The sequence below is a fragment of the Bacillus cereus group sp. BfR-BA-01331 genome, from assembly GCF_022663915.1.
In the GTDB taxonomy this organism is placed as follows: Bacteria; Bacillota; Bacilli; order Bacillales; family Bacillaceae_G; genus Bacillus_A; species Bacillus_A mycoides.
In genome coordinates this window covers 115727-130819 of sequence record NZ_JAKUGJ010000003.1, presented here as the reverse complement: position 1 = coordinate 130819, position 15093 = coordinate 115727, and the positions used below count along the sequence as shown (strand labels likewise).

Sequence of the window (15093 nt, the reverse complement as noted above, 5' to 3'; positions counted from 1 at the left end):
ATTCCATACTTATCTTTATTTTAACTAGTTCTATACCCCATATTCTCTCTATTATTTCCATTTGTAACATATTATAAGATTCAATCCACAAAACAAAAAAAGACTATCAAAATTGATAGTCTTTAATCGTCGCTACGCTGCATACCAGTATAAATTAATACGAGACGTAATAATTCAAATACTGCTACAGCTGCTGCTGCTACATATGTTAATGCTGCCGCATTTAATACTTTACGAGCTTGACCGTACTCATCTGTTGATACGATACCAAGTGCTTCAATTTGTTGCATTGCGCGTTTTGATGCATCAAACTCAACTGGTAATGTAACAAGTTGGAAAATAACACCTGCTGCCATTAAAATAATTCCTAGTAACAACAAACCAGACATTTGTGCAAATACACCAATTAGGACAAAAACCCATGACATGTTTGAACCAAAATTAGCAACTGGCACTAACGAATGGCGTACACGCATAAAGTTATAATCTTTCGCATCTTGAATTGCGTGTCCTACTTCATGTGCTGCTACAGCTGTACCAGCAACTGAATGACCATAATAGTTATCTGTCGATAATCTAACCGTCTTTACACGCGGGTCATAATGATCTGACAAATGACCTGGCGTTTCTTCTACGGCTACATTGTACAATCCATTTTCATCTAAAATTTTTCGAGCCACTTCCGCTCCTGTCATACCTGATGTTGAATAAACTTGTGAATACTTGCTATAGGCACTACGTACTTTTGACTGTGCATACAACGGTATGATCAAAATGATCGCGAAGTAAATTAAATAAAACATCATAAACCTCCATTGAAGTTTTAATTATAGTACTTCTCATTCTATTTTTTTCTTCCACCGTTGTCAATAAATAAACCTTACAATCCGTATCTTTATTTATGCGTATTATCTATCTTTAGAATGCAAGTTGCTTCTCCGCTTCTCTCTCTCCCCTTTATACTTTCTCCATCCAACATACGTTAAAGTGAACAAAATAAGTCCTCCAGTAATTGTCATAAACCAAATGAGAGAGGGAGCAATCTCATCTTTTTTTACTGTATGAAATATTTTTTGCAAATCACCTTTAATAATCCCTAGTTGCATTTGTCCACCTTTCGTTTTTAACATAACGTTACGAAATTCATCCAAATAAGATAAATGTGCATTTACACGCTGCGCTTCGTTTTCTGGCAGAGCAATCATTAAACTAGGATAAATAATATTAAATTCATTTAAAAATGTATTTAGCGTCTGTTGGAACTGTCCATCATCGTCTTTTTCCATCGCCTTTTCTACTTGAGAAAAAGCATTCATTATCTTTCTTTCTCTTTCCATCCAAAGTGGCTGATATTTAGATACTTGTGCATCAACAGCAAGTTGTAACGCTAACATATTATCCACTTTAACTTGCCTATCTGAATCTTCCGCGAGAGATTGTTTCGCCTTATCGTATGCTAAAGAAACGACTCTAATTTGTCCCGGAGTTACTTTTGAATTATTTTCATTCTCCTTTGATAGAAATTGCTCTGAGAAATGGTACAGTACTTGTATTGCCTTTTCATCTTCTTTTTTCTTCACTAACTGCAAAGAGTCATCTAGCAATCCAGTTAGTTCGCTCCACTCTTCAGCATATATACGTACTGGAAACATTATAATTAGAAATGCTATCAGTCCAATTAATGTTCTCTTCATCCCGGTCCCCCCTATAACTACTAGTACAAAATATGTGGAATTGGACAAGAATAGAACAGAACAAAACCAAAAAATATATTATCTCTATGAAAACAAAAAAATTCTCTTTAAACAGAGAATTTTTTCTTTGAAACCCTTTTCTTTTTCACTAAATATTTATACACACCGTAACAAAGCATGCTACCACCTAAAATCAATAATAAAATAATACATGCAGCATGCATAAAGAATTCTTCCGGTAACATTAAAATAACCGGATCTGTTTCAATATCAAACATCCAATAATCATTGCTAAATAAAAGCTTATGAAATAATACGAAACTCTTTTCAAAATTAATAGCAATTGGTAACGTAAGAGCTATTGGAAAAATAATTGTAAGAATCGCTCCGTGAAGTAAAAACTTTTCTTTTTTCTTTTTTAATAAATACGCTCCTCCTAATACAGCAATTACAATCGTTCCATACATTATATATTGAATCTTTACTAAAATATTTTTAACATCTACAAAATGAATGCGTCCATTTGTGGACATATCTAATGTCGGCAATTGTAATGCACCTTCATAAAACGGCGATAAATATGTAATAAGCACATCATAGTTTCTCTTAATTTCATCTTTCGTCATATCCGCTAAATCTGGAATATTTAAAAAATCAATTTCAAAATAATACAACCATTTTCCATATACAACTACCGTTGTCGCGAGAGCGAAAACAGAAAATGCTATGCTATAGGAAACTACTAAAGTGATCAATCGATCCAATATGTTTATACCGCTCTTATTTTTCTTCATTTTCTCCCCCTAAATGTCCTCACCATCATAAAGAAAACTGTTTTCGGTTCTCACGTAAGCAATAATAATATGTAATACACAGTACAGCAATACTTAACCAAAACGTAAAATAACCAATTTTCTCTACAAATAAATGCATAATCCCATATCTCGGCATTTGCCAAAATAAATAATCAATTGCATCATTATGTAATGTCCATATGCCAGCTACAGTGAAGTGCCATTTTTTTATCCGATAAAACGGAGCATATAACATTCCCTGCACTGCCATCGCAAAATGAGATAACATTAACATATATCCCATAAGGCCAATAGGACCTTTTACATAAATCATAATTCCATTTACAACAACAGCCCATATGCCATATTTTATTAAAGTAACTATCGCTAGCGCTTCTATCAACCCCCAGTTCTTCTTCATCAAAAAAGCAATTAAAACAAAGACAAAAAAGAGAGTCGCCATCGGGCTATCTGGTACAAACGGCCAAAATATAGGTGAGGTTTCTTTTAATTGATTTCCATACCATATGAATCCGTAAATTGTACCTAATATGTTAACAACCAATAAAAATAATAGTACCGAACGTTGCCTTAACATTGCATACAAGTAAGCCAATCTGTATGTCCAACACCTTTCAAACAAAGTAATTCTTTCATCGAACTCTACTCTATTATATAGCAAACTTTCCGTCATCGTAGAGCAGAAAACTGAAACAGATTAAATTTTATTTAGGGATGGCTTTGCTATCCCTTTTCTGTTTCAGCTTCCCCTCATCAAATCGTACGTGAGGTTTTCCCTCATACAGCTTTCCGATGCTCTTCCTTCTTTAGCTTTCAGTTTGTTCTAGCTTCCTACTTTCACGAGTGTGTATGTTATTTTCTACATCAAGTCCTTGATACGACCATGTTTCTTTTCTTATTCCAGAAAAGGTTAAGCCGTTCTAAGACGTACCAATCTATTTTACCGAGCCACTTCTGTCCAATTGAAGATAGGCTATAATAATTTTTGAATCCTTGTAGAATTCTATTTAAACCTTTCACTATCAAACAGTGCCCAGCTTAGCTGAGCACGCAAAATAAAAAGCTGACCACAGATTTTGTAGTCAGCTTTTCTATTATTTTTTATTATACTTTGCAACGAATTCCGAAAGCTTTTTCAGTTCCTCATCTGTACCTTTAAATACACCTTTAGGCATTGAACCTTTTCCATCTTTCGCAATTTTAGCGATTTCTTCTGGTTTTAAAGTTAAGTTTTGCAAAGCCGGTGCTGCCGCTCCGCCCTGTAAATTGTCACCATGACATGTTAAACAAGTATTTTTTTGCATCAACTTGTAGCCGTCATCATTTTTATCAACTGGTGCTGTTTTTACAATTGCTCCTTGTTTTTTTGCAGCTTCCCAATCGTGGTGTGCTACAGATTCCCAAGTTAAAAAAATAATCGATGCAATTGCTAAAAGCATAAACCCCGTTGCTACAGGACGCTTCAATGGTGCTCTTTCTGGGCCTCGATCTAGAAACGGAGCTAATAGTAACGCTCCAAACGCAATCCCCGGCATAATAAACGCACCAATTACAGTAAATGAGCCTGAAGCATACGAATACTTTAATAACTGATACAAGAATAAGAAATACCAATCTGGAAGTGGTATATATCCTGCATCTGTAGGATCCGCCATTCTCTCAAGCGGTGACGGATGCGCCACTGTTAAACATAAATAACCGACTAAAAAAACTGCACCAACCATCCATTCTTTTAACAAGAAATTCGGCCAAAACGCTTCTGTTTTCCCTGGATATTCAGAATAATCTTTCGGAATATTTGGTTTCCGGGCTACTGGTACCCGAGAATCTCCTACAAACTTCATCCCTTTGCCGCGATGCATAATCTCCCTCCTTTTGTTCTTTCCCCTTTAATTTAGCAATCTCTTATAGCGGACCGGAAATACCTTGTTTGCGAATCATGATGAAGTGGAAGGCCATTAAACCTAGAAGTGCTGCTGGTAAGAAGAAGACGTGAATAGCAAAGAAGCGAGTTAATGTTTGAGCGCCAACGATTTCGGAATGACCAGCGAGTAATGTTTTAATATAAGGACCAATGAGCGGCGTTTGCTCTGCAATTTGAATCCCTACTTTCGTAGCAAATAACGCTTTCATATCCCACGGTAATAAATATCCGGTAAAACCAAGACCTAACATAACAAAGAAAATAAGAACACCAACAATCCAGTTTAACTCACGAGGCTTTTTATACGCACCTTGGAAGAAAACTCTGAGTGTATGTAAAAACATCATTACAATTACGAGACTAGCGCCCCAGTGATGCATACCACGAACAATTTGTCCGTAAGCTACTTCATTTTGTAAATAATAAACCGACTCCCAAGCATTTTTAATATCCGGCACATAATACATCGTCAAAAACATTCCGGACAAAATTTGAATTACAGTAACGAAAAAGGTAAGTCCTCCAAAGCAATAGACGAATGCAGAAAAGTGATGTGCCGGGTTAACATGCTCAGGTACTTCATGATCAGCGATATCACGCCATATCGGTGTAATATCTAAACGTTCGTCTACCCAATCATAAATTTTATTTAGCATCTACTTTGCACCCCCTCTTGGCTTCGCTTTTCCTAAATACAGCGTTCCATCTTTCACTTTAGACTCGTACACATCAAGCGGAGCAAGAGGCGGTGTGCCTTTAATGTTCATCCCATCTTTTGTGTAACGTCCCCCGTGACACGGGCAAAAGAATTGATTAGGATGTGCTTTGTCCGAATTCCAGTTCACTGTGCAACCTAAATGTTTACATACTGGAGAAAACGCAACAATTTCTCCACTTTCATCTTTATGCACCCAAGCAGATTTTGGCTCTTCAGACTTGTACCATCCGTCAACCTGCTTCACCTTAAAATCGAAGCGCTTCGGCTCTGTTGTAATATCCTTTACTTGCCCAACAGCAACCATATCTGTTCCCGCTTCTTTTCTTAACACCGGATCAAGCGCAAACCTCGTCATCGGCAGTAAAATACCCGCCGCCATAAAGCCTCCTACCCCTGTAAGTGTGTAATTTAAAAACTGTCTTCTTGACACACGATGTTCTTTCTCGCTCACGAAAATTTCCCCCCTCTATCAGAAATTGTCCCCTCGTGAAAAAATTATATAAAAAATAAAAACTAGGACACTATCATGATATAATACCCTCTTGTATAGGTCAATATCATACTACTCATAATAATAAGAACTTTCTGTTTATTATTATTTTATCCATCTTTCTTCCAACATTTCCATAATATTTTTTATGTGTGCACGAATAACTTCCCTTTTCGCTTGGTCACTAAATTGCTCTAATGATAACGATGGAAACCAAAATAAATCACCCTGCACATCTCTCATATCTTCTTTCCATGAAAAGTCACTTGTCACATAGGCAATATGCTTAAAACCTTGCCTTTGCAAATGATCTGTCCATTCTTGCAAACGGTCTTTTTCATTCTTTTGGCTCTCTACCAAATACGTAAATGCGGGCAGTAAAAGCACTCTTCCTTTATACTCCCTTTCCAACTCCATACTCAAAGCCTCAATAAATTCACCTTGCTCTACAACCATTTTCATCCCTTTTGCTGCCGAAATAGACAAAAGGGGTATAATCCCTGTATCTACATACTCCCTCGCTTGCTCAAACTGTTCTACATCTTTTACAATCCATTTCACCTTTTCTCCCCTCCTTCATTCGAAATAACAGAACTTTCACTTTATATATATTAAACCATACTAAAAGAGGTAAAAAAAGAAAAACTACCTATTATTAAGTAGTTTTTCTTAAAAAGTCTGAATTTCGTAAAGATTACATAATCAAAATGAATTCTATAAAATTTTCAACTCTGCTGTTAACCTATGAAATGCTTCCTTATCTTGCTTATCCAAAGCTTCATCAATTTGTTTCAAAAGACGTTCTCTTCTAAATGAGAATACACTTTCTTCTAAAAATCGTTCTGCAAGCAATCGATCTTTTTCATTCACTTCAATATGCTTTGGCAAATATGGGTTTTCTTCTAATACAGCTACATAGTTTGCATTTTGGAACGATGATTTAAAATTAAGCTGAATATAAATATCCTCATCTCGATTCAAACGAATATCATGAAACGATTTTTCTGCATCTGTTGTCATTACATTTTGTTTGAAAAAGTGAAACGGTGTGTCTTTCACACAATTTGCTGACATTACTAAGCCACGCGGACAATATTTTGCATGTTCTACGAAGTGGACTTTATGCATTAATTGATCGTGACTCATTAAATAATTCAAAATCCATACACATTCACGCTGTTTCAGTTGGTAATTATTCAAAAACCATTTTACAAAATCCTTCTTCTCGTTTACAGAAACAGGGGTATTCATAGCGATTAAGTCCCTCCTCTGTCTTTCTCTTTTCTTTTTAGATTCAAGAAGCGGCATTCAGTTTCCTTCCAACTTATGAAAAATCCTCTAAATTATATAACAATTCTTCAATATGAATTTGTGTCGGGTCTAGTTGTATTAACTGCGTAAATACTTCTTTCGCCTCTTTTCGCATTCCTTCTTCTAATAAGAAATAACCGTACTCTTCCAAGAAATCTGGATGATTCTTAAAAGAAGTATATGCACTTTCATAGTGTTTTAATGCATCCGAATACATTTCTAATTGTTTTTTTGCAAATGCAAGATCCCAAAGTAGTTGTGTATCTGGTTCTCCACTGTCAATTGCACGCTCTACAACTGCAATTAGCTCTTCGTATTTCTCTTGTTCTTTTAAAATATACGCATATTTTAATATCGCACCTAAATGTCCCGGATCTAGCTCCAGCGCTTTTTGAAGCAATTCTTCAGCCTCCGCTATTTTACCTAATTTCGCCGCAATATTCGCTAATTCTACATAGAAAGGAACAGACAGCTCATCTACTTTAATTCCTTCTTGAAGTGTTTCATAGCTTTCTTGAAGCATGCCTTCTTTTTCATAGCTTTTCGCTAAATACATGTATAACGATGCGTATTCAGGATCTAATTCTTTTAATTCTTGCCAAGCACCAATTGCTCTTTGATATTCTTCTCCTTGGTATAATGTGAAGGCATATCCAAATAATGAGTGAATATCTTTTTGCTCTTCTAACCCCGCTTCATAGTAAGAGATTGCCTCTTCCCAGTTTCCAATAGCACTTAAAGTTTCTGCTAGACGAAGCGCAATGACAACACCACCCATAACTTTATGTTCTGCTAGTAACGATTCATAATAAGTGATCGCCTTTTGCTCTTCACCTTTACTACTATATAATTCTGCTAACCCAAACGTAATAACAGGTTCGTCTGGCATCATTTCTTTCGCCTTTAATAGTTTTTGTTCTGCTACATCATCAAAACCTTGCATTTGGAATAAATCCGCTACAAGTAATAACGATTGAACATATAAATCATCGTTTTCTGGAATATCATGAAGCACTTCAATCGCTTCATCTTCTTTATCTAAATCAATATATAATTCTGCTAAAAATACCGTAAATTCACTTTCTTCCGGATATAGCAAGCGTAAGTCTTCAGTAATTGCTAACGCCTCATCCATAAACCCAAGTGTATGATAGTAACGAGCGATATCATACTTCTCTTCATCATTAGCAACTCGTAGTTGTTCTTTTAATAATTGTAATCCTTTTTCTGCTTCACCGTTTTCAATATAAGAAACAGCCTGTTCAAACTTTTGCATAAACGTCTCCTTTAATTCAAAAAATATTCTCTTCTGTTCATTTATCATAAGCAACTAGGTGTAAGAACGCAACCTTTTGAGTGAACTACCTCTTCCTATACTTTCTCTCATAGCGCAGCTAATTGTTCGAAAAATTCCGGATACGATACAGCGACCGCATCACTATTCTCTATTTTCACTTCTCCATCTATAATACACGATGCGATTGCAAGCATCATCCCAATACGATGATCGCCGTGACTATTAACAGTATTTCCTTTTAAACTTTGTTTACCATATATAATCATACCATCTGGTGTAGCTTCAATCTTCGCACCTAATTTGCCTAATTCATCTACAACCGTATCGATACGATTTGTTTCTTTTACTTTTAACTCCTCAGCGTTTTTAATAACAGTAATTCCTTCTGCCTGCGTTGCCAATAAAGCAATTACAGGAATTTCATCAATTAATCTTGGAATAAGAGTTCCACCAATTTCTATTCCTTTTAGTTTAGATGTTTCAATCGTAATATCCCCGCACGGTTCAAACTCTTCATTTCTAATATGATCGATAGAAATAAGTGCACCCATCTTTGTTAATACATCTAAAATCCCTGTTCTCGTCGGATTTAAACCAACGTTTTCCAATACAAGCTTACTATTTTGGACAATTGCACCAGCTACTAAGAAAAATGCCGCCGAAGAAATATCTCCTGGAACTTCTATGTCTGCACCTTTAAGTTGTTGTCCACCTTGTAATGAAACGGTCCGTCCATTAACATCTACGGTACAACCGAATGCACGCAACATTCTTTCCGTATGATCACGAGATTGCATAGGCTCTGTTACCGTAGTAATCCCTTCCCCTTGCAAACCCGCAAGTAAAACTGCTGACTTCACTTGTGCGCTTGCTACTGGTGAATGGTAATGCATACCTTTTACCTTACCACCGCGAATAGATAAAGGTGTATATTGTCCGTTTTCTCTACCATCAATTTGAGCATTCATCTTACTAAGCGGGTCTGTAACACGTTTCATAGGACGTTTTCCAATTGATACATCACCAATTATCGTACTATGGAACGGCGTATTTGCTAAAATCCCAAGCATAAGACGAATAGTCGTCCCTGAATTCCCCACATCTAATACTTCTTTCGGTTCTTGTAAATTATGTAATCCTTTACCGTAAATCGTGACATCGTTACCAAACTGTTCAATCTGGACACCTAGTTTTTGAAAACATGCAATTGTACTTAAACAATCTTCTCCTAATAAAAAATTTGATACTTTCGTCGTCCCTTCCGCTATCGCTCCAAACATAACAGAGCGATGCGAAATAGATTTATCTCCTGGAACAACAATTTTCCCATTCAAACTATTTTTTCGTCCTACTAGTTTCAAACTGTATCCTCCTCACATTTTAAATAAGTTATATGTACAATAGTTCTTCTTATACGTCTACTTCTATTGTAACGTTTTCTTTCTTGAACGTGCAAACAACTCCCCTTATTGCAGTTCAAATGAAAAAGGCTCCTGTAACAGGAGCCTCCACCATTTCTTAAGAATACGTTTCTTCTTTCTTCACTTGTTCTTTTACAAGTTCCGTAAGTAATTCAATAATCTCATCATTTTCTTCTTTTAATCCAACAGTAATACGAATACCATCATGCATACCAAATGCTGCACCAGAACGAACGATATATCCTTTTTTCATTAATCGTTCGAAAGCTTCATTACCAGGTATACCAAGTTTCAAGAAAATGAAATTCGTTTGAGATGGATAGTAGAATACGTTATATTCCTTACAAAATGCATAATATTGATTTAATCCTCCGGCATTTTTCTTCACACACTCTTGTAAAAACTGTTGATCCTCTATTGCCGCTAATGCTACCGCTTGGGCGATAGTTGATGTGTTAAATGGTAGTCTCGCTACCTCTAGCTGCCCAATAAGCTTTGCATCACCAATCGCATATCCAATACGAAAAGCAGCTAATCCATATGCTTTTGAGAATGTGCGTAGCACCATAAGATTTTCGTACTTTTCAAGAAGAGGTAATGTTTGCGGATAATCTTCTGCCCCAGCATATTCATAATATGCTTCGTCCATAATAACGAGCGCTGACTTTGGAACTGATTCTAAAAATGAAAGTAATTTTTGTTTTTCTACATATGTACCTGTCGGATTATTCGGATTACAAATCCATACAATCTTCGTTTTCTCATCTACTTGTTGTAACATTGCATCTAAATCGTGAATGCCATCTTTAAGTGGTACTTCACGAACTTCTGCTCCTTCAATAACAGCATGGTGATGGTATTGCGAGAACGTAGGGTTCGCCATTACAACATTTGTCCCATTATGTAGCAAAGCACGGCTAATCATTTGAATAACTTCATCTAGTCCACTACCAAATAAAAGTTGTTCCGCTTTTACACCTAAATGCTCTGCTACTTTCTCACGAAGCTCAAATGCCGCCCCGTCCGGATAGAGTGCATATTGATTAGCTAACGAAGTTAATGCTTCTGTCACACGCGCAGAGCAGCCAAATGGGTTTTCATTCGACGCTAACTTCACAATTTTTGACAATCCATATTCTCTTTTTACTTCTTCAATATTTTTCCCAGGTACATATGCTCTCAAAGTTAACAATTGCTCTTTTACTCTCACTTTTCTTCCCCCAGTCATTGATATGATTTATAATGTCTTACTTTCACCTTTAATCATAACCGTCACCATTACGAGAATACCTTTAAATATGCATTTCATACCTGTTCTACGACTTTTTTACACCATATCCTTTTGAAATGCTTCTAACGCAATATGAACAGTCTCATCTGAAATAGATACGACATTCACTCCCCCATATTCCTGCATAAGCACCATATGAATTGTTCCAGCATTTGCTTTTTTATCTTGTTTCATCAACTGAACGAGACGTTCTACATTCAAGTCACTTGGCATTTTTGGATAACCGTATTTCAAGAACCACTGCTTCATTTCTTCATAAGAAAGATCAACTTTGTACACTTGCTCACTTAAAAACATAGCAAATAGCATGCCAACCGCTACTCCATCACCGTGAGTAATATTCCCATATCCTAACTCTTTTTCAAGAGCATGTCCTAACGTATGCCCAAAATTCAAATGGGCACGTACACCTTTTTCTGTTTCGTCTTGCGACACAATATTCGCTTTCACAGGAATCGCCTTCGTTAATATATGAATTAACTTTTCATCACGAAGATCCGTTAACGTTTGCACTTCTTCTTTTAACCAATGATATAGCTCCACATCACCAATAAGAGCATGCTTTATCACTTCTGCATAACCTGATCGCCACTCTTTTTCAGGAAGTGAATGTAAAAATGGCGTATGATATACAACAGCTTCTGGCTGATGAAATGCTCCAATCATATTTTTTCCTAGTGGATGGTTAATTGCTACTTTCCCGCCTACTGCGCTATCGTGAGCTAATAAAGTCGTTGGAACTTGGACAAAGCGAATACCACGCATAAACGACGCAGCAACAAATCCAGCCAAATCTCCAATCATTCCGCCTCCAAGTGCGATGATTAAAGAATTTCTATCTAATTTATTTTCAAGAGCCGAAGTGTGAGCCTCATAGAAATTTTCAAAAGACTTCTCTTTTTCGCCACTCGGTACAACAAACGAAAATACTTTTTGCTCTACTTGCAATGCATCAACAACTGTCTGTAAATGCAGTGATGCAACAGCTTCATCAGAAATGATCATTATGTTAGATACTGCAGGATTCATTTTTTGAATAAGCGTTGTTAAGTGTGACAACGCCTCCCTTCCAACATGTACATCATATTCTTTTGATTTCGTTTGAATATGTATGTTCTCCATTAAAATCCCCTCGCATATTCATTATGTTTCTCAATATTTTCACGTATAAGATCGATACGATCTAATCCAAATTGTTCAATTAAAGCTGTTGCGAGCTCCCAAGCCACAACAGCTTCAGCCACAACGCTAGCTGCTGGCACTGCACAACTATCTGAACGTTCAATACTCGCTGTAAAAGGTTCTTTCGTATCAATATCAACACTTTGAAGCGGTTTATATAATGTCGGTATCGGTTTCATAACACCGCGCACAACAACCGGCATACCAGTTGTCATGCCACCTTCTAATCCACCTGCATTGTTCGTTTTTCTTCTGTACCCTTGCACTTCATCCCAAAGGATTTCATCATGCACTTCACTTCCAGGTCTATGTGCTGCTTCAAAACCAATTCCAATTTCAACACCTTTAAAAGCGTTAATACTCATAATTGCCGCTGCTAATTTTGCATCTAATTTTCTATCATAATGTACATAGCTACCTACCCCAATTGGCATTCCTTCTACAACTACTTCAACAATACCACCGATAGAATCACCATTTGCCTTCGCATCATCAATTGCTTGCATCATCTTTTTACCGGCCTCTTCATCTAAACAACGTACAGGAGATGCTTCTGTAGTACTTTGTAATTCCACAATAGAGTTATATTTAATATTTGCTGCCTGTACACCACCAATCTCGATAACATGTCCCGCTACTTGTATACCTAATTCCGCCAATATTTTTTTTGCAACTGCACCAGCTGCAACACGAACTGTCGTTTCACGTGCTGAAGAACGCTCTAATACATTCCTCATATCTCTATGACCATATTTAATCGCACCATTTAAATCAGCGTGTCCAGGTCTAGGTTTCGTAACTTGTCTTTTCATTTCTTTCTCTTCCTGCTCAGTTAACGGCTCTGCACCCATAACCTTTGTCCAATGTGTAAAATCACGATTTTCAACAACAAGTGCAATCGGGGACCCCATCGTCTTCCCATGCCTAACACCACTTACAATTTGCACTTGGTCTTTCTCAATTTGCATGCGTCTACCGCGTCCATATCCTTTTTGTCTTCTAGCTAATTCTTCATTTATATCATTCGCTACTAAAGATAACCCTGCCGGAACACCTTCTAAAATTGTCGTAAGTTGCGGACCGTGGGATTCACCAGCTGTAATATATCGCATACGTTATTCCTCTTTTCGCATATGTATTTATCCCGCTACATAAAGTAGCTATATTATCTTCCATCACTCTTTAAAATACAAAGAAATTATATAGTAAATCGAATGTTTGCTTTCCCTACTTGTAATTGTTCGATTATTTTCATAATAGTAGACCTTTTACTTTACATACCAATATATCATAACAGTCCTAACTTCGTAACTGATCGAAATAAAAAAAGTGCAAGAAGAATACCCCTATTCTTCTCGCACTTTTTACTATTATCACAGTTATTAAAGCGTTTACAAATTATTTCAAAATAATTAGTAAATCCATTGATTCATTAATTTTGAGTAGTCTACTAATTCTTCTTCCTTAAAGAAAATAGCAATCTCGCGTTCTGCACTTTCTAAAGAATCCGAACCGTGGATAATGTTTTTCGCAACAGTTACACCGAAATCTCCACGAATTGTTCCAGGAGCAGCTTCATGTGGTCGTGTTTTACCCATCATATTGCGTGCTGTATCTACTACACCTTCACCTTGCCATACCATTGCGAATACAGGACCAGATGTAATAAAGTCTACTAATTCACCAAAGAAAGGTCTTTCTTTATGCTCACCGTAGTGTTGTTCAGCAATTTCCGGAGTAACTTGCATTAATTTTGCACCAACTAATTGAAAGCCCTTTTTCTCAAAACGAGCTACAATTTCCCCAATGAAGGCACGTTGTACACCGTCTGGTTTTACCATTAGAAATGTTTTTTCCATAAAAAATCTCTCCACTTCTGAATTATGTATGTAATTGTATATCCCCACACACATATTAACACCCTTATCACAATTGCGCAATAGTTTTGAAATAGAGAGATTATTTTATTTTTCAGACAAAACACTAAAATTTTCGTTTTCCAATATACTTTGCGACATTTTGCAACGCATACTTCGCCTGTCCACGAGGGAGTGGTTTTATTATTTCTAATGCTTTATGTAAATAACGTTCACTAAACGAAAATGCTTTATCAATAGCTTCGCTCGCTTTAATATCATCAATAATTTCTTTCATTTCACTTGCTGTTGTATTTTCATGCACAGATGTAATTTTTTGACGAAGAACTGGATCTTCCATGGCATACAAAACAGGTAATGTAATGTTACCTTGTAATAAATCACCACCAGCAGGCTTTCCAAGCTTCTCTTCTGTCGATACGAAATCTAAAATATCATCAATAATTTGATAAGACATACCAACAAAATATCCGTACCAAAATAGACGATTTACAGTATCACGATTAGCACCAGCAGCAATCGCTCCCAACTGACAACTTGCGGCGATTAACAATGCTGTTTTTCGTTTTATCCTTCTTAAATACGTTCTTAAATTTTGATCATAGTTATACTTATCTTTAATTTGTTCGATTTCACCTTTACAAACTTCTAAAATTGTATGAGACAACGCTTGATGTGCATCTGGAATTTCTATATTTGTTATACATTCAAGAGACTTCGCAAACAAGTAGTCTCCTGTATACATTGCAATACGATCTCCCCATTTCGCATTCACTGTTGCGCTACCGCGTCGTAAAAACGCAGCATCAATGACATCATCGTGAACAAGCGAAGCCATATGAATTAGTTCTAATGCAACCGCAACATGCTTAATTGCATCTAACTTATAATCCCCAAATTTCCCTGCAAGCAAAACAAAAACAGGGCGAATCCGCTTCCCACCTGCTTCAATAAGCTGTAATGCCGCTTCTTCTACTAACGGCTGCTCAGAAGCAACTGTCTTCTTCAATTCTTTTTCTATAACATTAATATCCGATCGTAAAAAAGAGTACATAAGTTGTAACTTCATATTG

Annotated in this window: 16 protein-coding genes; all 16 read right to left on the bottom strand. The window is 36.5% G+C overall.

Translation table 11 applies throughout. The features are described from left to right. Positions 1-122: 122 nt before the first annotated feature. Positions 123-803: a zinc metallopeptidase gene (locus tag MR155_RS07420; RefSeq protein WP_002086606.1), complete on the bottom strand. Its 681-nt coding sequence runs from the start codon at positions 801-803 to the stop codon at positions 123-125. A gap of 105 nt (positions 804-908) precedes the next feature. Beyond that, on the bottom strand, positions 909-1694 hold the full coding sequence (ypjB, locus tag MR155_RS07415; protein WP_002168786.1) for a sporulation protein YpjB: 786 nt from the start codon (positions 1692-1694) through the stop codon (positions 909-911). Positions 1695-1801: 107 nt separating this feature from the next. Continuing rightward, on the bottom strand, positions 1802-2488 hold the full coding sequence (gene lit / locus MR155_RS07410) for a lipoprotein intramolecular transacylase Lit (RefSeq protein WP_002064533.1): 687 nt from the start codon (positions 2486-2488) through the stop codon (positions 1802-1804). Positions 2489-2513: 25 nt separating this feature from the next. Beyond that, positions 2514-3104, bottom strand: a complete 591-nt coding sequence (gene lhaT / locus MR155_RS07405; protein ID WP_242309273.1) for a lipoprotein heptaprenylglyceryl N-acetyltransferase LhaT — start codon at positions 3102-3104, stop codon at positions 2514-2516. A 499-nt stretch (positions 3105-3603) separates the two neighbouring features. Then, positions 3604-4371 carry a menaquinol-cytochrome c reductase cytochrome b/c subunit gene (qcrC, locus tag MR155_RS07395; protein ID WP_002011836.1) on the bottom strand — a complete coding sequence of 256 codons (768 nt, stop codon included), beginning with the start codon at positions 4369-4371 and terminating at the stop codon, positions 3604-3606. Between the two features lie 43 nt (positions 4372-4414). Further along, the gene (gene qcrB, locus MR155_RS07390) at positions 4415-5089 is read right to left on the bottom strand and encodes a menaquinol-cytochrome c reductase cytochrome b subunit (protein WP_000932700.1); all 675 of its coding nucleotides are present in this window, start codon (positions 5087-5089) and stop codon (positions 4415-4417) included. Continuing rightward, a complete protein-coding gene (gene qcrA, locus MR155_RS07385; RefSeq protein WP_002135282.1) occupies positions 5090-5602 on the bottom strand; it encodes a menaquinol-cytochrome c reductase iron-sulfur subunit in 513 nt (170 codons plus the stop codon). 144 nt (positions 5603-5746) lie between these two features. Continuing rightward, positions 5747-6202 (bottom strand): YpiF family protein, encoded by a 456-nt coding sequence (locus MR155_RS07380; protein ID WP_002064531.1) that lies wholly within the window; start codon positions 6200-6202, stop codon positions 5747-5749. Between the two features lie 153 nt (positions 6203-6355). Further along, positions 6356-6892 carry a ReoY family proteolytic degradation factor gene (locus MR155_RS07375; RefSeq protein WP_002086615.1) on the bottom strand — a complete coding sequence of 179 codons (537 nt, stop codon included), beginning with the start codon at positions 6890-6892 and terminating at the stop codon, positions 6356-6358. A gap of 73 nt (positions 6893-6965) precedes the next feature. Next, positions 6966-8228, bottom strand: coding sequence for a tetratricopeptide repeat protein (locus tag MR155_RS07370; RefSeq protein WP_242309078.1), 1263 nt, complete (start codon positions 8226-8228; stop codon positions 6966-6968). Positions 8229-8335: 107 nt separating this feature from the next. Beyond that, positions 8336-9610, bottom strand: a complete 1275-nt coding sequence (aroA, locus tag MR155_RS07365; RefSeq protein ID WP_113937056.1) for a 3-phosphoshikimate 1-carboxyvinyltransferase — start codon at positions 9608-9610, stop codon at positions 8336-8338. A gap of 157 nt (positions 9611-9767) precedes the next feature. Next, on the bottom strand, positions 9768-10880 hold the full coding sequence (hisC, locus tag MR155_RS07360) for a histidinol-phosphate transaminase (RefSeq protein WP_002086618.1): 1113 nt from the start codon (positions 10878-10880) through the stop codon (positions 9768-9770). Between the two features lie 117 nt (positions 10881-10997). After that, positions 10998-12083, bottom strand: a complete 1086-nt coding sequence (aroB, locus tag MR155_RS07355) for a 3-dehydroquinate synthase (RefSeq protein ID WP_002011826.1) — start codon at positions 12081-12083, stop codon at positions 10998-11000. Beyond that, positions 12083-13255 (bottom strand): chorismate synthase, encoded by a 1173-nt coding sequence (gene aroC / locus MR155_RS07350; RefSeq protein ID WP_002030766.1) that lies wholly within the window; start codon positions 13253-13255, stop codon positions 12083-12085. Before aroC ends, aroB begins: the two co-directional genes overlap by 1 nt. A 300-nt stretch (positions 13256-13555) precedes the next feature. Continuing rightward, entirely contained in the window at positions 13556-14002 is a 447-nt protein-coding gene (ndk, locus tag MR155_RS07345; RefSeq protein ID WP_000415879.1) for a nucleoside-diphosphate kinase, read from the bottom strand. A gap of 124 nt (positions 14003-14126) precedes the next feature. Beyond that, positions 14127-15089: a heptaprenyl diphosphate synthase component II gene (hepT, locus tag MR155_RS07340; RefSeq protein ID WP_002011823.1), complete on the bottom strand. Its 963-nt coding sequence runs from the start codon at positions 15087-15089 to the stop codon at positions 14127-14129. Positions 15090-15093: the final 4 nt, after the last annotated feature.

Excerpts from the sequence above, each read along its gene's own strand:
- MR155_RS07420 (WP_002086606.1), bottom strand. The coding sequence starts at position 803 with ATGTTTTATTTAATTTACTTCGCGATCATTTTGATCATACCGTTGTAT.
- ypjB (WP_002168786.1), bottom strand. The coding sequence starts at position 1,694 with ATGAAGAGAACATTAATTGGACTGATAGCATTTCTAATTATAATGTTT.
- lit (WP_002064533.1), bottom strand. The coding sequence starts at position 2,488 with ATGAAGAAAAATAAGAGCGGTATAAACATATTGGATCGATTGATCACT.
- qcrC (WP_002011836.1), bottom strand. The coding sequence starts at position 4,371 with ATGCATCGCGGCAAAGGGATGAAGTTTGTAGGAGATTCTCGGGTACCA.
- qcrB (WP_000932700.1), bottom strand. The coding sequence starts at position 5,089 with ATGCTAAATAAAATTTATGATTGGGTAGACGAACGTTTAGATATTACA.
- MR155_RS07375 (WP_002086615.1), bottom strand. The coding sequence starts at position 6,892 with ATGAATACCCCTGTTTCTGTAAACGAGAAGAAGGATTTTGTAAAATGG.
- MR155_RS07370 (WP_242309078.1), bottom strand. The coding sequence starts at position 8,228 with ATGCAAAAGTTTGAACAGGCTGTTTCTTATATTGAAAACGGTGAAGCA.
- aroB (WP_002011826.1), bottom strand. The coding sequence starts at position 12,083 with ATGGAGAACATACATATTCAAACGAAATCAAAAGAATATGATGTACAT.
- aroC (WP_002030766.1), bottom strand. The coding sequence starts at position 13,255 with ATGCGATATATTACAGCTGGTGAATCCCACGGTCCGCAACTTACGACA.
- ndk (WP_000415879.1), bottom strand. The coding sequence starts at position 14,002 with ATGGAAAAAACATTTCTAATGGTAAAACCAGACGGTGTACAACGTGCC.
- hepT (WP_002011823.1), bottom strand. The coding sequence starts at position 15,089 with ATGAAGTTACAACTTATGTACTCTTTTTTACGATCGGATATTAATGTT.